General features: G+C 61.6%; 21 protein-coding genes. 15 read left to right on the top strand and 6 right to left on the bottom strand.

Features of this window, described 5'->3' with window-relative positions:
• Positions 1-10: 10 nt before the first annotated feature.
• The 3 genes from ssuD (at position 11) to AEQ67_RS17460 (ending at position 3,604) form a co-directional block, all read left to right on the top strand.
• A complete protein-coding gene (gene ssuD, locus AEQ67_RS17470) occupies positions 11-1,156 on the top strand; it encodes an FMNH2-dependent alkanesulfonate monooxygenase (protein WP_059405087.1) in 1,146 nt (381 codons plus the stop codon).
• A gap of 132 nt (positions 1,157-1,288) precedes the next feature.
• Positions 1,289-2,476 (top strand): acyl-CoA dehydrogenase family protein, encoded by a 1,188-nt coding sequence (locus AEQ67_RS17465; RefSeq protein ID WP_059405086.1) that lies wholly within the window; start codon positions 1,289-1,291, stop codon positions 2,474-2,476.
• Positions 2,477-2,500: 24 nt separating this feature from the next.
• The gene (locus tag AEQ67_RS17460) at positions 2,501-3,604 is read left to right on the top strand and encodes a sigma-54 interaction domain-containing protein (protein WP_059405085.1); all 1,104 of its coding nucleotides are present in this window, start codon (positions 2,501-2,503) and stop codon (positions 3,602-3,604) included.
• Here the strand turns inward: AEQ67_RS17460 and AEQ67_RS17455 are convergent.
• Positions 3,601-3,966 (bottom strand): antibiotic biosynthesis monooxygenase, encoded by a 366-nt coding sequence (locus AEQ67_RS17455; protein WP_059405084.1) that lies wholly within the window; start codon positions 3,964-3,966, stop codon positions 3,601-3,603. The genes AEQ67_RS17460 and AEQ67_RS17455 overlap by 4 nt on opposite strands.
• A gap of 95 nt (positions 3,967-4,061) precedes the next feature.
• On the opposite strand from AEQ67_RS17455, the gene soxR reads away from it, so the two are divergent.
• The gene (soxR, locus tag AEQ67_RS17450) at positions 4,062-4,529 is read left to right on the top strand and encodes a redox-sensitive transcriptional activator SoxR (protein WP_059405083.1); all 468 of its coding nucleotides are present in this window, start codon (positions 4,062-4,064) and stop codon (positions 4,527-4,529) included.
• A 124-nt stretch (positions 4,530-4,653) separates the two neighbouring features.
• Here soxR and AEQ67_RS17445 read toward each other — a convergent pair whose 3' ends face one another.
• The 3 genes from AEQ67_RS17445 to AEQ67_RS17435 form a co-directional block, all read right to left on the bottom strand.
• The gene (locus AEQ67_RS17445) at positions 4,654-5,424 is read right to left on the bottom strand and encodes a MetQ/NlpA family ABC transporter substrate-binding protein (RefSeq protein WP_059405082.1); all 771 of its coding nucleotides are present in this window, start codon (positions 5,422-5,424) and stop codon (positions 4,654-4,656) included.
• 75 nt (positions 5,425-5,499) lie between these two features.
• The gene (locus AEQ67_RS17440) at positions 5,500-6,165 is read right to left on the bottom strand and encodes a methionine ABC transporter permease (RefSeq protein WP_059405081.1); all 666 of its coding nucleotides are present in this window, start codon (positions 6,163-6,165) and stop codon (positions 5,500-5,502) included.
• Between the two features lie 2 nt (positions 6,166-6,167).
• Entirely contained in the window at positions 6,168-7,382 is a 1,215-nt protein-coding gene (locus AEQ67_RS17435) for an SfnB family sulfur acquisition oxidoreductase (RefSeq protein ID WP_059405080.1), read from the bottom strand.
• A gap of 267 nt (positions 7,383-7,649) precedes the next feature.
• On the opposite strand from AEQ67_RS17435, the gene AEQ67_RS17430 reads away from it, so the two are divergent.
• From AEQ67_RS17430 to AEQ67_RS17420, 3 genes are all read left to right on the top strand, one after another.
• Entirely contained in the window at positions 7,650-8,108 is a 459-nt protein-coding gene (locus tag AEQ67_RS17430) for a VOC family protein (protein ID WP_059405079.1), read from the top strand.
• 239 nt (positions 8,109-8,347) lie between these two features.
• On the top strand, positions 8,348-9,223 hold the full coding sequence (locus AEQ67_RS17425) for an alpha/beta fold hydrolase (RefSeq protein ID WP_059405078.1): 876 nt from the start codon (positions 8,348-8,350) through the stop codon (positions 9,221-9,223).
• An 18-nt stretch (positions 9,224-9,241) separates the two neighbouring features.
• The gene (locus tag AEQ67_RS17420) at positions 9,242-10,192 is read left to right on the top strand and encodes a LysR substrate-binding domain-containing protein (protein WP_059405077.1); all 951 of its coding nucleotides are present in this window, start codon (positions 9,242-9,244) and stop codon (positions 10,190-10,192) included.
• 112 nt (positions 10,193-10,304) lie between these two features.
• Here the strand turns inward: AEQ67_RS17420 and leuD are convergent, their stop codons facing one another.
• Entirely contained in the window at positions 10,305-10,919 is a 615-nt protein-coding gene (gene leuD / locus AEQ67_RS17415; protein WP_059405076.1) for a 3-isopropylmalate dehydratase small subunit, read from the bottom strand.
• On the bottom strand, positions 10,916-12,337 hold the full coding sequence (gene leuC / locus AEQ67_RS17410) for a 3-isopropylmalate dehydratase large subunit (protein ID WP_059405075.1): 1,422 nt from the start codon (positions 12,335-12,337) through the stop codon (positions 10,916-10,918). The genes leuD and leuC overlap by 4 nt, the downstream gene beginning before the upstream one ends.
• A gap of 624 nt (positions 12,338-12,961) precedes the next feature.
• Between leuC and AEQ67_RS17405 the strand changes: the two genes are divergently transcribed.
• Genes AEQ67_RS17405 through AEQ67_RS17370 form a run of 8 tightly spaced genes read left to right on the top strand, consistent with a single transcriptional unit; the run spans position 12,962 to position 19,186 of the window.
• Complete coding sequence (locus AEQ67_RS17405; RefSeq protein ID WP_059405074.1) at positions 12,962-14,161, top strand: PepSY-associated TM helix domain-containing protein; 1,200 nt, start codon at positions 12,962-12,964, stop codon at positions 14,159-14,161.
• A complete protein-coding gene (locus tag AEQ67_RS17400; protein ID WP_059405073.1) occupies positions 14,158-14,700 on the top strand; it encodes a hypothetical protein in 543 nt (180 codons plus the stop codon). Before AEQ67_RS17405 ends, AEQ67_RS17400 begins: the two co-directional genes overlap by 4 nt.
• Complete coding sequence (locus AEQ67_RS17395) at positions 14,697-15,020, top strand: hypothetical protein (RefSeq protein WP_059405072.1); 324 nt, start codon at positions 14,697-14,699, stop codon at positions 15,018-15,020. The genes AEQ67_RS17400 and AEQ67_RS17395 overlap by 4 nt, the downstream gene beginning before the upstream one ends.
• Entirely contained in the window at positions 15,017-15,589 is a 573-nt protein-coding gene (locus AEQ67_RS17390) for a DUF6162 family protein (protein ID WP_059405071.1), read from the top strand. Before AEQ67_RS17395 ends, AEQ67_RS17390 begins: the two co-directional genes overlap by 4 nt.
• 35 nt (positions 15,590-15,624) lie before the next feature.
• On the top strand, positions 15,625-16,551 hold the full coding sequence (locus AEQ67_RS17385; protein ID WP_059405070.1) for a metal ABC transporter substrate-binding protein: 927 nt from the start codon (positions 15,625-15,627) through the stop codon (positions 16,549-16,551).
• On the top strand, positions 16,548-17,384 hold the full coding sequence (locus AEQ67_RS17380) for a metal ABC transporter ATP-binding protein (protein ID WP_059405069.1): 837 nt from the start codon (positions 16,548-16,550) through the stop codon (positions 17,382-17,384). Before AEQ67_RS17385 ends, AEQ67_RS17380 begins: the two co-directional genes overlap by 4 nt.
• Positions 17,384-18,283: a metal ABC transporter permease gene (locus tag AEQ67_RS17375; protein WP_003226663.1), complete on the top strand. Its 900-nt coding sequence runs from the start codon at positions 17,384-17,386 to the stop codon at positions 18,281-18,283. The genes AEQ67_RS17380 and AEQ67_RS17375 overlap by 1 nt, the downstream gene beginning before the upstream one ends.
• On the top strand, positions 18,284-19,186 hold the full coding sequence (locus AEQ67_RS17370) for a metal ABC transporter substrate-binding protein (protein ID WP_059405068.1): 903 nt from the start codon (positions 18,284-18,286) through the stop codon (positions 19,184-19,186).
• Positions 19,187-19,552: the final 366 nt, after the last annotated feature.

Here is a 19,552-nt window from a genome sequence, read left to right as displayed (position 1 = left end):
GGATTTCTTCATGGATGTTTTCTGGTTTCTGCCCACCCACGGCGACGGCCATTACCTGGGCACCACCCAGGGCGCCCGCCCGGTGACGCTCAACTATCTGAAACAAGTGGCGCAAGCCGCCGACAGCCTTGGCTACCACGGCGTGCTGATTCCCACCGGGCGTTCCTGCGAAGACTCGTGGGTGATTGCTTCGGCCCTGGTGCCGTTGACCGAACGCCTGAAATACCTGGTGGCGATTCGGCCGGGAATCATCTCGCCGACGGTTTCGGCACGCATGGCCGCCACGCTGGATCGACTGTCCAACGGCCGCTTGCTGATTAACGTAGTGACCGGCGGCGACCCGGATGAAAACCGTGGCGACGGGATCTTCCTTGATCACAGTGAGCGCTACGAAGTCACCGACGAATTCCTGCAGATCTGGCGTCGGGTGCTGCAAGGTGAATCGGTGGATTTCGAAGGCAAACACTTGCAAGTGCAGAACGCCAAGGCACTGTATCCGCCGGTGCAAAAACCCTATCCGCCGTTGTACTTCGGCGGTTCCTCGGAAGCGGCCCACGAACTCGCCGCCGAGCAGGTCGACGTCTACCTGACCTGGGGCGAACCACCGGCCGCCGTGGCGGAAAAAATCGCCGATGTGCGCGAGCGTGCGGCGCGCAACGGTCGCACGGTGAAGTTCGGGATTCGTTTGCACGTGATTGTGCGCGAGACCGCCGAAGAGGCGTGGAAAGCTGCCGACAAACTGATCGAGCACATCAGCGACGAGACCATCGCTGCGGCGCAAAAGTCGTTCTCGCGTTTCGATTCCGAAGGCCAGCGACGCATGGCGGCCTTGCATGACGGGCGCCGCGACAATCTGGAAATCGCGCCCAACCTGTGGGCCGGCGTCGGCCTGGTGCGCGGCGGTGCCGGGACAGCGCTGGTCGGTGATCCGCAGCAAGTGGCCGCGCGGATCAAGGAATCCGCGGCCCTGGGGATCGAGAGTTTCATCTTCTCCGGCTACCCGCCCCTTGAAGAGGCTTATCGTTTTGCCGAGCTGGTGTTCCCGCTGCTGCCCGAGCCGTACGCCAGCCTTGCCGGGCGCGGCGTCACCAACCTCACCGGGCCGTTTGGCGAAATGATCGCCAATGATGTGCTGCCCGCCAAAGCCACGGCCTGACCCACGCAGCTCTTGTAGGAGCGAGGCTTGCCCGCGAAGAAGGCACCGCGGTGCATCTAACGGACCGCGTTAGCGTTCTTCGCGGGCAAGCCTCGCTCCTACAAGGGGCGTCGTACATAAAAGGAAATTCGCGTGACGGCCAAACCGCAAAGCGCCCTGATATCCCCGCTGCAAACCGCCCGCCAGTTGGCCGCCGAGTTTGCCCTGACCGCTGTCGAGCGCGACGAGCGTGGCGGCACGCCCAAGGCCGAACGTGACGCCTTGCGCCACAGCGGCCTGCTCGCCTTGAGCATTCCCACCCAGTTCGGCGGCCTCGGCGCCAGTTGGAGTGACACCCTCAACATCGTGCGCGAGTTCGCCAAGGTCGATAGCTCGATTGCGCATGTGTTCGGTTTTCATCACCTGATGCTCGCCACCGTGCGCCTGTTCTCCCGCCCCGAGCAGTGGCAGCCGTGGTTCGAACAAACAGCCCGCAAGAACTGGTTCTGGGGCAACGCTCTCAATCCTCTGGACACCCGCACCGTGGTCAAAGACTTCGGTGGCTGGCGTGAGTTTTCCGGCAAGAAAAGCTTCTGCTCCGGCGCCAGCGATTCGCAAATGCTGATAGCCTCGGCGGTGGACGAAAGCGCTGGCGGCAAGCTGTTGATCGCGGCGATTCCCAGCGGTCGCAGCGGCATTACCCTGCACGGCGACTGGAACAACATGGGCCAGCGCCAGACCGACAGCGGCAGCGCCACGTTCGAACGGGTGCGGGTCGAAGAATCTGAACTGCTGCTGGATCCAGGCCCGCTCAGCACACCGTTCGCCTGCCTGCGGCCATTGATCGCCCAGCTTACCTTCACGCACATGTTCCTCGGCATTGCCGAAGGCGCCTTCGAAGAGGCACGCCAATACACCCTCACCGAGACCCGGCCGTGGCATAAATCCAGTGCTCAGGATGTGAGCCAGGACCCTTATGTACTCGGCCATTACGGCGAATTCTGGGTCGCCCTGGAAAGTGTTCGACTGCTGGTGGAACGTGCCGCCGATTTACTCGACAAGGCCTGGGCCAAAGGTCCGAGTCTCAGCGCCGAGGAACGTGGACACCTTGCAACAGCCATTGCCACGGCCAAGGTCGCCGCCACCCGCAACGGCCTGGAACTGTGTAGCCGGTTGTTCGAAGTAACCGGTGCGCGTTCGACTCACGCCTCCCTGCGACTGGACCGCCACTGGCGCAACCTGCGCACACAAACCCTGCACGACCCGGTGGATTACAAACTCCATGAACTGGGTGATTGGGCGCTGAACCAGTCCCTGCCGATCCCGACTTTCTATTCATAGCCGTCCATTCATGGAGCCTGCCCCATGCAACTTCTGACCCTACCGCCCTCGCCCGCCCTGGCCACTTCGATCCGCGCTACCGCACAAGTGTTTGAAGACCCGAAATCCCAAGCCTTGCTTGCGCACATTCAACAGGTCGCGCCGAGTGAAGCCAGCGTGCTGATCATCGGCGAAACCGGCACCGGCAAGGAGCTCGTGGCGCGGCACATCCACAACCTCAGTGCCCGGCGCAACCGGCCATTCGTGGCGGTGAACTGCGGTGCGTTCTCCGAATCGCTGGTGGAAGCCGAGTTGTTCGGCCATGAAAAAGGCGCCTTCACCGGCGCCCTGAGCGCCAAGGCCGGTTGGTTCGAAGAGGCCGACGGCGGCACGTTGTTCCTCGATGAAATCGGTGATTTGCCGATGGCGATTCAGGTCAAGTTGCTGCGGGTGTTGCAGGAGCGCGAGGTGGTTCGACTCGGTTCGCGCAAAAGCATTCCGATTGACGTACGAGTGCTGGCGGCGACCAACGTGCAGCTGGAAAAAGCCATCAACGCCGGGCATTTCCGCGAGGACTTGTACTACCGCCTCGACGTGGTCAGCCTGGAATTGAGCCCGTTGCGCGATCGCCCCGGCGACATCCTGCCGCTGACCCGGCACTTCGTCGAAGCCTACAGCCAGCGCCTCGGCTACGGCACCGTCACCATCAGCAAAGAAGCCGAGCTGAAACTGCGCAGCTACAGTTGGCCGGGCAATATCCGCGAGCTGGAAAACGTCATTCACCACACCCTGCTGATCTGCCGCAACGGCGTGATTGAACGCGATGACCTGCGCCTGTCGAACATGCGCATCGAGCGACAGGACGATCACCACAACAGCGTCGACGATTCAGCACAGGCGTTGCTCGATCGCGCGTTTCAGAAGCTCTTCGAGGAACAGGCCGGTGCGCTGCACGAGAAAGTCGAAGACGCCTTGCTGCGTGCGGCTTATCGTTTCTGCCATTACAACCAGGTGCACACCGCAGCCCTGCTCGGCTTGAGCCGCAACGTGACCCGCACGCGCCTGATCAAGATCGGCGAGCTGGCAGTGAACAAGCGCCGGCCCACGGAAAATGTGCAGGGCGAGCGCTTGATGCAGTTGTCGATCTAGCTCACTAGATTGCAGTGCAGCGCGTTGTCGTGGCTGCGTTCCAGACTGTGCAGCACCTGGAACGAACCGAAGGTCACAGTTTTCGCCTGATGCGCGCGGATGAGTTGCCAGAAGTCCTGTTCGCCGCTTTCAAAACTCCGAAACGCGGCTTCCCCCGCCTCACGGGACTGCCATTGCAGGTAGTTGAGCACGCGCCGGCCATCGTCGCTGGCCTGGATGCTCGCACTCAGGAAACCGCTATAGCCCTGCGCCAGGCGCTCGGTTTGCTTCGACAGCGCCGATACCAGCGCCGGCTGTTGATGGGGTTCGATCTCGAATTCGATCAGTTGGGTGAAGCTGCGATTCTTCTCTAGAACGTGCATGAATAGTCCCCACTCGCGTGTAAGCCGGATCTTGCGATCCGAAGGCCTGCAGGGTAAAACCTCTAGTTAACTAGAGGTCAAGAGGCATTTTTCAAATGATCACCTCAGAAAATCTGCACAAGGAACTCACCGTCGGCCAAGTGGCCGCGCGCAGCGGTGTGGCGGTCACTGCCCTGCACTTTTATGAGTCCAAGGGCTTGATCAAAAGTTTTCGCAATCAGGGCAATCAGCGGCGTTATCCACGGGAAGTGTTACGGCGGGTGGCGTTGATCAAGGTGGCGCAGCGGTTGGGCATTCCATTGGCGGAGATTGGTGAAGCGTTGAAATCGTTGCCGGATAATCGGGCGCCAACGGCGGCGGACTGGAAGGTGTTGTCGGCGCAGTGGAGTCGGGATCTGGATGAACGGATCAATCAGCTGACCTTGTTGCGGGACCGGTTGAATGGCTGCATTGGTTGCGGGTGTTTGTCGATGGAGGCGTGTCCGTTGCGCAACTTCGGCGATGTGCTGGGGGAGCGTGGGTCGGGGGCGCGGCTGTTGGAATCGGGGACAGATCCGGAATAGGCGGTGCGGCCATCGCTGGCAAGCCAGCTCCTACAGGTTTTGTGTCGTTCACAATTTTCGCAAACGACACAAATCCTGTGGGAGCTGGCTTGCCAGCGAAGGCGTCCGTCCCGTCAACGAAGATTTAAAACCCCGGCGCAATCTGCCCTTTGTAGCGGGTCAAAATAAACTGCCGAACCTCATCGGAATTCAACGCCTTGGCCAGTTTCTGCAAGCCCGGGTCGTTGATGTTGTCCGGGCGGGCGACGAGGAATTCGATGTACAGGCTCTTGCCCTTCTCGACGATCAGCGCGCTGTTGGTGTCGATCCCCGCTTCCAGGGCGTAGTTGGCGAAGACAAACGCCAGGTCCACCTGGCTCACCGAACGCGCCAGCAGCGCGCCTTCCAGTTCACGGATTTTCAGGTGCTTGGGGTTTTCGGCGATGTCGCGCTGAGTCGCCAGGGTATTGCTCGGGTCCTTGAGTTTGATCAGCCCGGCTTCGTGCAGCAGCACCAGCGCGCGGCCGGTGTTCACCGGGTCGTTGGGGATCGACACGGTGGCGCCGTCCTTCAGCTCCGAGATGTTCTTGATCTTGGTCGAATAGGCCCCGAACGGTTCGATGTGCACGCCGACCACCGGCACCAGGTCGGTATGGCGGGTCTTGTTGTAGTCATCGAGAAACGGTCGGTACTGGTAATAGTTGGCGTCGAGGTTTTTCAGCGCCAGTTGCTGATTAGGCTGGATGAAGTCGGTGAAGACCTTGATGTCCAGGTCCACGCCTTCCTTGGCCAGGGTGGGTTTGACGAATTCGAGGATTTCCGCGTGCGGCACGGGCGTGGCGCCGACGACGAGTTTTTCGTTGGCGTGAACGCTCAACGAAACCAAGGCAGCCAGAATGGCCAGGGTCTTTTTCATGGTGTGCTCCTAGGCAGATTGAGTGGCCGTCGTGGGGTGGACGTGGGGCCGATTTTTTTGAGTTGAATTGAATCGTTAACGTCGGCTGTAGCGCGCCACCAGTCGGTCGCCGGTCATTTGCAGGGCTTGCACCAGGATCAGTAAAAGCACCACGGTGACCACCATCACGTCAGTCTGAAAACGCTGATAGCCGTAACGGATTGCCAGGTCGCCAAGACCGCCGCCGCCGATCACCCCGGCCATGGCCGTGTAATCCACCAGCACGATCGCGGTCACGGTGACGGCCGCCAACAGCCCTCCCCGTGCCTCGGGCAACAAGGTGTGGCGGATGATCTGCCACGTGGTGCCGCCCATGGCCTGGGTCGCTTCCACCACGCCGCGATCGACTTCGCGCAACGCGGTTTCCACCAGCCGCGCGAAGAACGGCGTGCAGCCCACCACCAGCGGCGGAATGGTTCCCGGCACGCCGAGTGAGGTGCCGACCAGCAGCGTGGTCAGGGGAATCAGCACGATCAGCAAAATGATGAACGGCAGTGAACGCAGCATGTTGACGATCACCGACAGCACCCGGTAAACGCCGACCGCTTCGTGCAACTGGCGTTTGCCGGTGAGGAACAGCACCACCCCCAGCGGCAACCCCAGCAGCACAGTAAAACCGAGCGCGGCGCCGAGCATGCTCAAGGTGTCGAGGCAGGCCTGGGCGATGTCGGCCCAATAGATATGCTTGAACCACTCAGCCATGGTCAGGACCAGTCATGGCGTGGTGGCTTGACGCCGTTGAGCAGCCAGTTGCCGACCACGTGGTACTTCCAGCGCACCGGGTCATGCAGGGTATGCACCCGGGCGTTGCGCCAGTGGCGGTCGAAGTTGTGCTTCTTCAGGGTCGAGCGGGTGCCGCCTAGTTCGAAGAGTTTGTTGCTCGCTTCAATGGCAATTTCGGTGGTCAGCACTTTGGCCTTGGCCACGGCCAGGGATGCTTGGGCAACGTTGTCTTCATCGGGTGCCGGGCGCGCGGCATCCAGCGCTCGACCGGCGCGTTCGAGCAAGGCTTCGGCGGCTTCCAGGCGAATTTCCAGGCCGCCAACCTGAATGATGGTCAGCGGGTCTTCACTGGCTTTTTCCACACCCGCGTCGATCCATGGCCGGGCGAATTGCTGCACGAACGCAACGGTGTCACGCAGGGCCGCGCGGGCAATACCGGCGTCGATAGCCGCCGTGGTCAATTGCGCGAACGGGCCGGCCAGGGTCGGGCTTTCATAGGAACGATAGGTCGGGAACAGGTTGAACGCCGTGACGTGCAGGTCCTCGGCCAACACCGTGCCGCTGGAGGTGGTGCGCTGGCCGATACTGTCCCAGTCGTCGACGATCACCAGCCCTTGGGTGCCGCGCTCGACGAAGGCCAACTGGCCCTTCTGATCCTCGTCCAGTGCCAGCACCGCCAGGTAGTGGGCGTAGAGCGAACCGGTGCAGTAACCCTTTCGCCCGTTGATCACATGGCCGTCGCCATAGCGGCGAATGGTTGCTTGGATGTCCTGCACATTCTTGCCACCGGTTTCCGACAGCGCATTGGCAAAGCGATGACCTTGCAGCGCCAGGCCGAAGAAATGCGCTTGTTGCTCCGGTGTGCCTTGCAAGCGGATGTCTTCCAGCAGGCAATAGTGGTTTTGCGGAATTTGCCCAAGAGACGGATCGGCGGCCGAGATGATGGCGATGACTTGCGCCAGCACCGCGTAGGACACCTGCGCACCACCGAATTCTTTCGGCACGCTGATGCCCCACAAGCCACTGTTGGAATACAGGTCGACGATCTCGGCAGGCACCTGGCGACTGCGGTCGCGCTCGGCGTCCTGCTCCAGCAGGACCGCGGCGACACGTTCGGCTACACGCAGGGCTTCGGCTTCGTCGGCGATCCGATGAGCGGCCGGCGGGTTGATCGGATAAGCGGCAGATTCAGGCATACAAGACTCTCGGTACCAATGTTTACACGAGTCATTGCAGCTTCTGTGCCTGACCGCCTTCGCCCGTGTTTTCGGGCAGATCAGGGCTGTTTCGAGGGTTTCCCAGCAAGAAAGCCGGGCAATCTGTTGCTTCACTGTTGATGGCTGAACAGTGGCGCTGCTGCTCGTCGGGCACTCGGATGCAGCAAAGGGGCTGACCTATAGTTATCCGACCGGAAAACGGTGAAGGACCATCTTCAATTCACAACAACAAAAGGGAGAGTCATCATGAGTGTCAAACCCATTCCAGAGGGTTATCACAGCATCACCCCGTACCTGGGCATTCAAAAAGCGGCTGAAGCCATCGATTTCTACAAGAAAGCTTTTGGCGCCATCGAAGTCATGCGCCTGGCCATGCCCGACGGCGGCATCGGCCACGCCGAACTGCGCATCGGCGATTGCCCGATCATGCTCGGTACACCATGCGATCAGGGACCGTTGAGCAATCCGGACACATCGCCTTCGGTGGGCCTGCACCTGTATGTGACCGATGTCGACAAGTCTTATAAACAGGCGATTGCTGCCGGCGGCACGGTGGTGTCGGAGGTCAAGGATCAGTTTTATGGCGACCGCTCGGGGACGTTGAAGGATCCCTACGGGCACCTGTGGTTCCTGGCCACGCGCAAGGAGGATCTGACGCAAGAGCAGATTGAGCAGCGGGCGAAGGAGATGTTCAGCCAGGGTTGAGTTTTGTGCTGAATGTTAAGGTCTCATCGCGGGCAAGCCCGCTCCCACAGGTGATCTGGTGTTCACAAATCTTGTGTCCACTGAAGATCCCTGTGGGAGCGGGCTTGCCCGCGATGGGGCCATCAGCAACACCAAACATCCCCTTGAACACACTTCATGAACAAAAACACCACGCTTTACGCCTTGCCCCAAGGGCTGAACAATTTCAGGATGCAGGCAACTCCAACAAGGACTCATCCATGTTCGCCGGATTCCTCAAAGACCAGCGCCACGTCAACGGCGTGGACATCGCCTACCGCATCGGCGGCAGCGGGCCGGGCCTGCTGTTGCTGCACGGTCACCCGCAGACCCACGTCATCTGGCACAAAATCGCCGAACAACTGGCCGAACATTTCACCGTGGTTGCCGCCGACCTGCGCGGTTACGGCGACAGCGGCAAACCGCCGGCCAACGAACATCACACCCACTATTGCAAACGTGAAATGGCCAAGGACGCTGTGGCGCTGATGCAGTCCCTGGGCTTCGAACGATTCTCGGTGCTGGCCCACGACCGTGGCGCTCGCGTCGCCCATCGCCTGGCGCTGGACCATCCGGATGCCGTGCAACGCATGGTGCTGCTCGACATCGCGCCGACCCTGTCGATGTACGCGCAAACCAACGAAGCCTTTGCCCGCGCGTACTGGCACTGGTTCTTCCTGATCCGCCCGGCGCCTCTGCCGGAAACCCTGATCGAAGCCGATCCCGAAGCGTATTTGCGCAGCGTGATGGGCAGTCGCAGCGCCGGGCTCAAACCGTTCACCCCCGAAGCCTTCGACGAATACCTGCGCTGCCTGAAACTGCCGGGCACCGCGCGCGGTATTTGCGAAGATTACCGCGCCAGCGCCAGCATCGACCTGGAACATGACCGCGCCGACATCGAGGCCGGCCATCACCTGAACCTGCCCTTGCTGGTGCTGTGGGGCGCCGACGGCACGGTCGGGCGCTGCTTCGAACCGCTCAAGGAATGGCAACTCGTCGCCACCGATGTCCGTGGCAAAGCGCTGCTCGCCGGCCATTACATCGCCGAAGAAGCCCCCGAACTATTGCTCGCCGAAGCGCTGGCTTTCCTGCGCTGACTCCCGCGCCGCACTGCTATGCTGGCGGCTCATGCCGCCAGTGCTCGTTCTGCCATGACCACCAAGAAAGACACCGTGCCCCTACCCGAAGACCTGCGTGTATTCCTCACCGTGATCCGCAAGAGCGGTTTCGCCGCTGCGGCGGATGAACTGGGCCTGTCGCCCGCCTACGTCAGCAAGCGCATCCAGATTCTCGAAACCACCCTCGGCACCCGCCTGCTGCACCGCACCAGCCGCCGCATCGCGCTGACCGAAGATGGCGAACGGGTCCAGCGCTGGGCCTTGCGGATTCTCGACGATTTCCAGCAACTGCATGACGAACTCTCTGACGCCCACGACAGCCCTCGCGGGCGTCTGCATTTGTGCAGCAGTTTCGGTTTTGGCCGTAACCATGTGGCCCCGGCCCTGTCGTTGCTGGCCGAGCGTTATCCAGACCTGGAAATTCGCCTGGACCTGTTCGATCGGGTGGTCGATATCGTCAGCGAAGGCTTTGATCTGGAGATCCGTGTCGGTGACGACATTCCCGGCCAGCACATCGGCCGACAGTTGGTGAGCAACCGAAGAGTGCTCTGCGCGGCGCCGGCGTATCTGCAACGTCGGGGTACGCCTCAAGCGTTGAGCGATCTGGAGCAACACGATTGCCTGGTGCTCAAGGAGCGCGATAACGCGTTCGGCGTGTGGAATCTGCAGCGCGACGGGGTTCAGGACAGCGTGCGGGTCAGCGGGCCGCTGTCATCCAACAGCGGGGAAATTGTCTTGCAGTGGGCCCTGGATGGGCGCGGCGTGGTGCTGCGGTCATTGTGGGATGTGAATCCGTTGCTGGAACAGGGACGGTTGGTGCAGTTGTTGCCTGAATACACCCAGAGTGCGAATGTCTGGGCGGTGTACCCGACGCGGCTGGCGTACTCCGGGAAGCTGCGCGCGTGTGTGGAGTTTTTGCAGGAGCATTTCAAGGGGTTGTCGGTATAAGCCAATGCCTCCTTGTAGGAGCTGGCTTGCCAGCGAAGGCGTCCGTCCAGTCGATGCAATGTTGGCTGAACGGGCGCTTTCGCTGGCAAGCCAGCTCCTACAGGGGGTTGTGTCAGGCTAGCCAGGGGTTGGCTGTCAGGTGCTCGCGCTCGAAGGCCTTGATTTGGTCGCTACGCTGCAGTGTGCTGCCGATGGCATCGAGGCCCAGTAACAGCGAAGTCTTGCGCAAGGTGTCAATCTTGAACGGGATCACTTCAGCATCGTGCAAGCGAATCTCCTGCGCTTCCAGATCAACGCTGATTTGCGCGCCATCCGGCTGACTGACGACTTGCCCGAGCTTTTGTAAAACCGCCTCATCGAGGGTAATCAACAGCACGCCATTACGCTGGCAATTGTCATAAAAAATCCCGGCAAAACTGCTGCCGATCAACGCCCGGATGCCCATCTGCTTCAGGCCCCACACCGCATGTTCGCGGCTCGATCCGCAGCCGAAATTCGGCCCGACCACCATGAAACTCGCGCCTTGCCACGCCGGTTGGTTGAGGACGAACTCGGGGTTGAGCGAACCGTCGGGCAAAAACCGCAGATCGAAAAACAGACCACGATCCAGCCCCGCGCGGTCGATGCCCTTGAGAAACTGCTTGGGCATGATCACGTCGGTATCGATGTTGGCCGCGAGCATCGGTGCGGCCTTGCCGCTGACCTGGGTGAAGGGTTGCAGGCTCATGCGCGGTCTCCAAAGTGACGGATGTCGGTCAAGCGACCGGTGATTGCCGCAGCGGCGACCATGGCCGGGCTCATCAGGGGCGTACGGGCCCCGGCGCCCTGGCGGCCTTCGAAATTGCGGTTGGTGCTGGAGGCGCAGCGGTCGCCCGGCGCCAGCACGTCGTCGTTCCTCGCCAGGCACATCGAGCAGCCGGACTGCCGCCACTCAAACCCGGCGTCGATAAAGATCGCCGCCAGCCCTTCGGCTTCGGCCTGGTTACGCACTTCGGTGGAACCCGGCACGATCATCGCCCGCACATGCCCGGCCACGTGTTTGCCACGCACCACGCTGGCGGCATCGCGCAGGTCTTCGATGCGCGCATTGGTGCAGGAACCGATGAAGGCATGGCTGATGACGATATCGCTCAGCGGCATGCCGGCCTCAAGGCCCATGTAGTTCAGGGCGCGGCGCATGTCCTGGCGCAGGATCAGGTCGCTGACGTCTAGCGGATCCGGCACACAAGCGCCGATCGGCGAGGCCTGATCCGGGCTGGTGCCCCAGGTGACCATCGGCTCGAGCGCGCTGGCGTCCAGATGGACTTCTCGGTCGAAGTGCGCGTCTGCATCGCTGTGCAAGGCCCGCCATTGTTCAATCGCTTGCTCCCACAGTTGACCTTTCGGTGCGCGGGGTTTGTCCTTGAGGTAGGTGAACACTTTTTCGTCCGGCGCCATGAACGCGCCTCGCGCGCCCGCCTCCACCGCCATGTTGCAAATGGTCATGCGCGCTTCGACGCTGAGCGCGTCGATGGTCGAACCGCAAAACTCAATGGCGTACCCGGTGGCCCCCGATGCGCCGATCTGACCGATCAGCGCCATGATCACATCCTTGGAGGTCAGCCCTGGGGCCAACGCTCCGTCCACGGTCACGCGCATGCTTTTCAGGCGTTTGTAGACCAGCGTCTGGGACGCCAGCAGGTGTTCGATCTCCGAGGTGCCGATGCCGAAACCGAAGGCGCCGAGGGCACCGTAGGTGGTGGTGTGGCTGTCGCCGGCGGCAATCACCATGCCCGGCAGAATGAAGCCTTGCTCCGGGGCGATCACGTGTTCAATGCCTTGGCGCTTGTCGAGAATGTCGAGCAATTCGATGCCGAAATCCCGGCAGTTTTCCGCCAGGTACGACACTTGCCGCGCACCACCGGGATCGGGCATGGCCGCAACACGCTTGGGCGCCGTGGGGTTGACGTGATCGACCACCGCCAGCGCGGTTTCGGCCCGCCACACACCGCGTTTTGCCTCGCGCAGACCGCTGAAGGCCTGGGGGCTGGTGTATTCGTTGATGACCTGGCGATCGATGTACAACAGGACATGGCCCTGGTTATCGAGGCGACACACCGTGTGGGAATCGATGTGTTTGTCGTAGAGGGTTCTTGCTGGAGTCATGGAAATACTCGCTCAGGCTCGCGGGTGACAGGCGTCTGCGCTCCATCTTAGGCAGTCGACCGGGCCCATCAATGGCCTGAGAGTGATCCCGTGAACCATGTTTCGTGTTGGATCGCCCCACCACTGCACTTGAAGTGAAGACATAACCCTTGTGGGAGTGAGCCTGCTCGCGAAAGCGGTCCGCCAGATACATCAACGCTGAATGTGCCGCCGTCTTCGCTGGCAAGCCAGCTCCTACAGTTTTTTTGTGTTCGGCACAGATCCAGTGTGGGAGCGGGCTTGCCCGCGATAGCGGTGTTTCAGGCACATCGATGCTGAATGTGCCGCCGTCTTCGCTGGCAAGCCAGCTCCTACAGTTTTTTTGTGTTCGGCACAGATCCAGTGTGGGAGCGGGCTTGCCCGCGATAGCGGTGTTTCAGGCACATCGATGCTGGATGTGCCGCCGTCATCGCGGGCAAGCCCGCTCCCACAGGGTTATGCGTCCGCAGGAACCAGGAAACATTTTCTTTCATATCGCCCTTCGGGATTTCGGATCCTCATTCGTCTTATAGAGATGCAGTCAGGCCGCGTAGGCAAAAGCCACGGCCAAGCCGCGGCCCTCTCATCGAAACAAGACCTTTAATCATGTCGAAGAAATCCCGCTCAAAACTCTGGTTTCTGGTCCATAGCTGGCTGGCGTTGCCGATCTGGTTTTTCGTGCTGATTGTCTGCGTGACCGGCACCCTGGCGGTGGTCAGCCAGGAAATCGTCTGGCTGGCCAACCCGCAAATGCGCGCCAGCCAGCCCTCGGACGATGCGCCGCTGCTCAGCTATGACCAGATCATCGCGGCTATCAAAAAGGCAGAGCCCAACACCCTGGTCGAGGGCATCAGCCGGCCCGATGAATCGCACTTCGCCCTCGACGTGAGCGTCAGCTACCCGGATGGCCGCTCGGTGACGGTTTACGTCAACCCGTACAGCGGCGTGATCCAGGGCACCGCCCCACAATTCAATTTCCAGGCATTCACCCGCGCACTGCATGGCTGGTGGCTGGTGCCGTTCACCAATGGCTACAGCTGGGGCTGGTACTTGGTGTCGTTCCTCAGCCTGCCATTGTTGGCGTCTTTGGTCACCGGCCTGGTGGTGTACAAGAAATTCTGGAAGGGCTTCTTCCGACCGACCCTGCGCATTCGTCACGGCGCGCGGATTTTCTGGGGCGACTTTCACCGCCTCAGCGGCATCTGGTCGATCTGGTTCATCGCGGTGATTTCCGTCACCAGCACCTGGTTCCTGATCGAAGCGTTCATGTTCGATAACCAGATCTCGATTTCCACCGCGCCCGTGGCACTGGTGGTTCCGCGCGAAAGCGTACCGTTGAGCGCCGAGGGTTCGCCGGCACCGATGATCAGCCTGGAAACGGCTATTCAGGAGGCCAAGGAACGCATTCCTGGCCTGGACGACAGCTTTGTCAGCCTGCCCGCCAATGCCTACAGCTACCTGACGGTGGGCGGACGCAGCTGGTATCCGCTGATGTTCCAGACCGCCGACATCAACCCCTATAACGGTGACATCGGCGCCACCCGCCTGCTGTCGGATCGCTCGGGCCTGGAGCTGGTCACCGAATCCATGCGCCCGCTGCACACCGGCGATTTCGGTGGGCTCTGGATCAAGCTGATCTGGTTCTTCTTCGGTTTGATCCTGAGCATGATGGTGCTTAGCGGCCTGTTGATCTGGACCAAGCGCACCGCCCTGGCCACGGCCAACGCTCTCAAGCGCAGCACTAAACGCCCACGCAACGAGACGGCTGCGGCCACACGCGGTGAAACCACGGAGGTCAGCCAATGAGCCTGTTCGCGGCCGAAAAACCAGCGTCGACACTGAGCCGTTTTTGGCACAAATGGCGCTTCCACCTCAACGTTCTGCTGTTGCTGGTCCCGCTGGGTTTCATGCCCAAGTACTTCGCCGACGCGGCGCTGTTTCGCGGTGATACCGGTTTGGGCGAGCGGGAAATCGGCGAGGTCCAGGTCGGCCCCTGGAGCCTGCGCCTGGCCGAGCTGCGCAATGAAGCACCGAGGCTCGACGGCCCGGCCGGCTACATGAAGAACATCAACGCGGCGCTGTGCGACAGCTGCCGCGAGCAGGTCAAGGCGACTTACCTGCGCATCGGTAAACCGCGCAGCCTGCGCGCCGCCGGGGTGATTTTCTTCGGCACGCCGTACCGCATGGGCGCGATGCTGCCGGTTCCGGAAAAGACCAAGGCCGACGCCGAGCTGTGGATCACCATGGAAGGTTGGGACGGCGCCATGCATCAAGCGTCCATCCCGCTGAGCCAGGCATCCCCCGCCACCGTCGAATGGCTGAAACAACAAGGAGGCAAACCATGACTTTTCGCCCTCTGAGCGCCGCGCTGCTGGTGCTCTGCGCCGGTTTCGGCACCAGCGCCCTGGCCCACAACCCGATGTGCGAGTGCAAGGCCGTCGACGCCGAACAGATCAAATGCACCGGCGGTTTCTCCGACGGCAGCGGCGCGCCGGGTGTGACGCTGGACGTGATCGGCTACGACGAAACCATCCTCGTGCCGGGCAAGCTCGGTGCCGATTCGACCCTGACCTTCAAGAAGCCCGGCGCCGAGTTCTACGTGCTGTTCGACGCCGGCCCCGGCCACGTCGTCGAGATCGACCAAGCGGACATCGAAGCCCCATGACTACGCCAACCACGCACGTCGTTCGCCCGGCCGGTGCCGGTCATGAAACCCTTTATGTGCTGCTGTTGTGCCTGATGATCCTCGCGGTGGCCGGCTCGGTGGTTGCCTGGCGTCATGAGTCCCAGGAAATCAGCAGCGTCAGCAGTCATCAACTGGATGCCCGCCGCGACCTGAGCGCGTCCGAACAAGGGATCTACGCCGACCTGCGCGTGACGCTGGATGAGATTCACCTGCTGCGTCAGGAACAACAATCCTTGCCGACGCCGCAAGTCCTTGCCGATGAAGGCTTTGCGCCGTTTGCCCAGGACGCCAGCTCCGTCAGCCGTGGCGGCCATGCCTGGCAGTTGCTCGAGGCCAAGGCGTACTTCGGGCAGAGCCAGGTGCCGACCGTGGCCGGTTCGTTTCTGATGCGCCTGACCGTGGACGACGATGCACCGGACGTCTGGCTCAACCGTGGCAACGCCTTGACTGCGCCGACTGAGCTCACTGACGCCGCGCTCGAAAGCGCTGGCTGGCAGCAGATCGTCGCGCAATTCGATGCCGGCGTGACCCGCCAGCACCGGCACTGAACCCTCGCCTTCACCCGAGAGAAGACCGCTTGCCCATGCCTATTTCATCTCAACGTTCATTCTTGCGCCTGCTGCTGGTCGGCCTGCTCGCCAGCATGCTGACACCGCTGGCGAGTGCCGACGAAGCCAAGCGCCTGCGCATCGGTATCACCCTGCACCCTTATTACAGCTACGTGGCCAACATCGTCGGCGACAAGGCCGAAGTGGTGCCGTTGATTCCGGCCGGTTTCAACCCGCACGCCTACGAGCCCCGCGCCGAAGACATCAAGCGCATCAGCGGGCTCGATGTGATCGTGCTTAACGGCGTCGGTCATGACGACTTCGCCGACCGCATGATCGCCGCCAGCGAAACGCCGAACGTCGCGGTGATCGAAGCCAACGAAAAAGTGCCGTTGCTGGCCGCCACCGGCGTCGCCGCGCGCGGTGCCGGCAAGGTGGTCAACCCGCACACGTTCCTGTCGATCAGCGCCTCGATTGCCCAGGTCAACAACATCGCCCGGGAACTGGGCAAGCTTGATCCAGACAACGCCAAGACCTACACCCAGAACGCCCGCGCCTACGGCAAACGCCTGCGGCAGATGCGCGCCGATGCCCTGGCGAAACTGACCCAGGCGCCGAATGCCGAACTGCGGGTGGCCACGGTGCACGCAGCTTACGACTATCTGCTGCGTGAATTCGGCCTCGAAGTGACCGCCGTGGTCGAGCCGGCCCACGGCATCGAACCGAGCCCGAGCCAACTGAAAAAGACCATCGACCAACTGCGCGAACTGGATGTGAAAGTGATCTTCTCGGAGATGGATTTCCCGTCCACCTACGTCGACACCATCCAGCGTGAATCCGGGGTGAAGCTGTATCCGCTGTCGCACATTTCCTATGGCGAATACAGCGCGGACAAGTACGAAAAAGAAATGACCGGCAACCTCAACACCGTGGTGCGGGCGATTCAGGAGTCCGGCGCATGACAGCCAAAGAAACCCTCAGCGAGTCCCCTGTAGGAGCGAGCTTGCTCGCGAAGGCGTCCCGTCAGTCAACATCATCGCTGAATGACACAGCGCATTCGCGAGCAGGCTCGCTCCCACAGGTTTCGGGTCCAACTCTGGATTTTGCCGATGTCAGCCGGACCCTGGGGCGCACGACGATCCTCGACCAAGTGACCTTCCAGGTCCACCCCGGCAGCGTGCATGCGCTGGTCGGCCCCAACGGTGGCGGCAAGAGTTCGCTGATCAAGACCCTGCTCGGGCAGATGCCGCATCAGGGCCGCTTGAGCCTGCAATGGCCGGGCACGCCCGGAACCATCGGCTACGTGCCGCAAGCGCTGGAGTTCGACCGTGGTTTGCCGATGACCGTCGACGACTTCATGGCCGCCATGTGTCAGCGGCGGCCGGCGTTCCTCGGGCTGAGCAAGCACTACGCGGCGGCAATCGGTGAAGCGCTGGAACGGGTCGGCATGCAGGACAAACGCAAACGGCGCATGGGCGCGTTGTCCGGCGGCGAGCGCCAACGGGTGTTGCTGGCTCAAGGGCTGATTCCCGCACCGCAATTGCTGGTGCTCGACGAACCGATGTCGGCCCTCGATGAGGCCGGTATTCAGGTGTTCGAACGGCTGCTCGGCGACTGGCGCCAGAGCGGCATCACCGTGCTGTGGATCGAGCACGATCTGGAAGCGGTCGGGCGGCTGGCGGATCGTGTCACCGGGCTCAATCGTCGGGTGCTGTTCGACGCCACGCCGAAACAGGCACTGACGCCGGAGCGATTGCTGACGCTGTTTTCCACTCATCCACGGAGCGTTGCCTGATGAGCTACGAAGCCTTTCGTTTAATGGTTCAGGGCTGGGCATCTTCGGGTTATCTGCCCGAGGCGCTGGCCTATGGATTCGTGGTCAACGCGCTACTCGCCGGTTTGTTGATCGGCCCGGTGCTGGGCGGTTTGGGCACGCTGGTGGTGGTCAAGCGCTTCGCGTTTTTCTCCGAAGCGGTGGGTCACGCGGCGCTGACGGGCGTGGCCATCGGCATTCTGCTGGGCGAACCGTACACCGGACCTTACGGCAGCCTGTTTGGTTATTGCCTGCTGTTTGGCATCCTGCTCAATTACCTGCGCAACCGAACCGGCCTGGCGCCGGATACCTTGATCGGGGTTTTTCTCTCGGTGTCGTTGGCCCTTGGTGCCAGTCTGCTGCTGATTCTGGCGGGCAAGATCAACGTGCACATTCTGGAAAACGTGCTGTTCGGTTCGGTGCTCACCGTCAACGGCAATGACCTGCTGGTGTTGGCCATCGTCGGTTCGCTGGTCATGGCCCTGGCCTTGCCGCTGTACAACCGCATCATGCTCGCCAGTTTCAACCCGCAACTGGCGGCGGTGCGCGGGGTGGCGGTGAAAACCCTGGATTACCTGTTTGTGATTCTGGTGACGCTGATCACCGTGGCGGCGGTGAAAGTCATCGGCGCAATTCTGGTCGGCGCGCTGTTGGTGATTCCGGCGGCGGCGGCGCGTTTGCTGAGCCAATCGCTGAAGGGCTTCTTCTGGTGTTCGGTGTTGATCGCCACGGTCAGCACGCTGTGCGGGATTCTCGCGCCGATTGTTTTTGACCTGCCCATCCCGTCCGGCGCCGCGATCATTCTGGTGGCCGGTATCGCCTTCGCCCTCGCTGCTATTGCTCGTGGCGTTGTCCCCAGCCTGAAAGGGAACCTTGGATAAATGTCTTTTTCTCTGCGTCAACTGACTCTGGCTGTTGCCCTGTGTGGGCTGGTCAATACATCGTTTGCGGTCGACGGTGCCAGGCCGCTGCGGGTGCTGGCGTCCTTGCCGATCACTTACGGTCTGGGTGAAGTCCTGCTCAAGGGCACCGACGTCAGCCTTGAACGTGCCGCGCCGGCCAATTTGCCGGGTAGTCGGCAGACGGCGTACTTCACCGGGCGCGGCGCGCCGGCGCTGGCCAAACTGGCGACTGACGCCGATGCGGTGATTGGTCTGCGCTCGCTGTGGGCGGATGACCCGCTGTACCCGATTTCACGGCGCAGCAATATTCGTATTGTCGAAGTCGATGCCGCCCGCCCGGTGGACGGCGCCCTGCCCGGCATCGCCGTGCAGCCTGGCAACAAGGTTGATGGGTTGAACAGTCAGCCGTGGTTTTCCAGTAACAACATGGGGCGGATGGCGGACGTGATGGCGGCGGATCTGGTGCGCCTGGCGCCAGCGGCGAAGCCTGCGATCGAGGCCAATCTGGCGGCGCTCAAGCAGCGGTTGCTCAAGTTCAGCGCTGATAGCGAGGCGCGGTTGGGCAGTGTCGATAATCTCAGTGTAATGAGCCTCAGTGATCACTTTGGTTACCTGATTGGCGGGCTGAATCTGGAGCTGGTTGGGCTGGATGCGCGGCCGGATGCCGAGTGGACGCCTGAGGCGTTAAAGGCGTTGAGTGCGACGCTCAAGAACAATGATGTGGCGGTGGTGTTGCATCATCGGCAGCCGTCGGATGCGGTGAAAGCTGCGATTACCGAGGCAGGGAGCCGGTTGCTGGTGTTGAGTACCGATGCCGAGGATCCGGTGGCTGAGCTGGAGGGAAATGTGGATTTGGTGATCAAGGGGTTGAGTGGGGTTTGAGTTTTACAATCCTCTGTAGGAGCTGGCTTGCCAGCGAAGGCGGCCTGATAGCCGACCAATTCTCTTTCAGGTGTACATATCCATTGTTGCGGTAACGGCTGATTTTGGTTCCGCCCTTACGGCGTGTCACTTGGAAGAGCCCCAAGTAACCAAGGGCTCTTGCCCCTTTCGTTCGGTGCCTCGCCTAGGCTCGGCATGCCCTCGCTCCGGTCCTGCTCCGTGGGCCCGCCGCCATCGGCCATCCATGCCGGGTTGCCCACTGCGCAGAACCTGCGCTCGGCCTTACGATATAGGTTGTCCGTTCCTTCCTCTTCCATACTTCGGTGTCTGGAAGTCAGTGTTGATCTAAGGAAGGAACATGCACCT

Source organism: Pseudomonas sp. RIT-PI-q (assembly GCF_001297125.1).
Classification (GTDB): domain Bacteria; phylum Pseudomonadota; class Gammaproteobacteria; order Pseudomonadales; family Pseudomonadaceae; genus Aquipseudomonas.
Note: the sequence above shows the minus strand (reverse complement) of the source record. Positions and strands in the feature narration are given on the sequence as shown.

What these genes read in the sequence shown, in the direction of transcription:
- ssuD (WP_059405087.1), top strand. Translation starts at nt 11, where the DNA reads ATGGATGTTTTCTGGTTTCTGCCCACCCACGGCGACGGCCATTACCTG.
- AEQ67_RS17460 (WP_059405085.1), top strand. Translation starts at nt 2,501, where the DNA reads ATGCAACTTCTGACCCTACCGCCCTCGCCCGCCCTGGCCACTTCGATC.
- AEQ67_RS17455 (WP_059405084.1), bottom strand. Translation starts at nt 3,966, where the DNA reads ATGCACGTTCTAGAGAAGAATCGCAGCTTCACCCAACTGATCGAATTC.
- soxR (WP_059405083.1), top strand. Translation starts at nt 4,062, where the DNA reads ATGATCACCTCAGAAAATCTGCACAAGGAACTCACCGTCGGCCAAGTG.
- AEQ67_RS17445 (WP_059405082.1), bottom strand. Translation starts at nt 5,424, where the DNA reads ATGAAAAAGACCCTGGCCATTCTGGCTGCCTTGGTTTCGTTGAGCGTT.
- AEQ67_RS17440 (WP_059405081.1), bottom strand. Translation starts at nt 6,165, where the DNA reads ATGGCTGAGTGGTTCAAGCATATCTATTGGGCCGACATCGCCCAGGCC.
- AEQ67_RS17435 (WP_059405080.1), bottom strand. Translation starts at nt 7,382, where the DNA reads ATGCCTGAATCTGCCGCTTATCCGATCAACCCGCCGGCCGCTCATCGG.
- AEQ67_RS17430 (WP_059405079.1), top strand. Translation starts at nt 7,650, where the DNA reads ATGAGTGTCAAACCCATTCCAGAGGGTTATCACAGCATCACCCCGTAC.
- AEQ67_RS17425 (WP_059405078.1), top strand. Translation starts at nt 8,348, where the DNA reads ATGTTCGCCGGATTCCTCAAAGACCAGCGCCACGTCAACGGCGTGGAC.
- AEQ67_RS17420 (WP_059405077.1), top strand. Translation starts at nt 9,242, where the DNA reads ATGCTGGCGGCTCATGCCGCCAGTGCTCGTTCTGCCATGACCACCAAG.
- leuD (WP_059405076.1), bottom strand. Translation starts at nt 10,919, where the DNA reads ATGAGCCTGCAACCCTTCACCCAGGTCAGCGGCAAGGCCGCACCGATG.
- leuC (WP_059405075.1), bottom strand. Translation starts at nt 12,337, where the DNA reads ATGACTCCAGCAAGAACCCTCTACGACAAACACATCGATTCCCACACG.
- AEQ67_RS17405 (WP_059405074.1), top strand. Translation starts at nt 12,962, where the DNA reads ATGTCGAAGAAATCCCGCTCAAAACTCTGGTTTCTGGTCCATAGCTGG.
- AEQ67_RS17400 (WP_059405073.1), top strand. Translation starts at nt 14,158, where the DNA reads ATGAGCCTGTTCGCGGCCGAAAAACCAGCGTCGACACTGAGCCGTTTT.
- AEQ67_RS17395 (WP_059405072.1), top strand. Translation starts at nt 14,697, where the DNA reads ATGACTTTTCGCCCTCTGAGCGCCGCGCTGCTGGTGCTCTGCGCCGGT.
- AEQ67_RS17390 (WP_059405071.1), top strand. Translation starts at nt 15,017, where the DNA reads ATGACTACGCCAACCACGCACGTCGTTCGCCCGGCCGGTGCCGGTCAT.
- AEQ67_RS17385 (WP_059405070.1), top strand. Translation starts at nt 15,625, where the DNA reads ATGCCTATTTCATCTCAACGTTCATTCTTGCGCCTGCTGCTGGTCGGC.
- AEQ67_RS17380 (WP_059405069.1), top strand. Translation starts at nt 16,548, where the DNA reads ATGACAGCCAAAGAAACCCTCAGCGAGTCCCCTGTAGGAGCGAGCTTG.
- AEQ67_RS17375 (WP_003226663.1), top strand. Translation starts at nt 17,384, where the DNA reads ATGAGCTACGAAGCCTTTCGTTTAATGGTTCAGGGCTGGGCATCTTCG.
- AEQ67_RS17370 (WP_059405068.1), top strand. Translation starts at nt 18,284, where the DNA reads ATGTCTTTTTCTCTGCGTCAACTGACTCTGGCTGTTGCCCTGTGTGGG.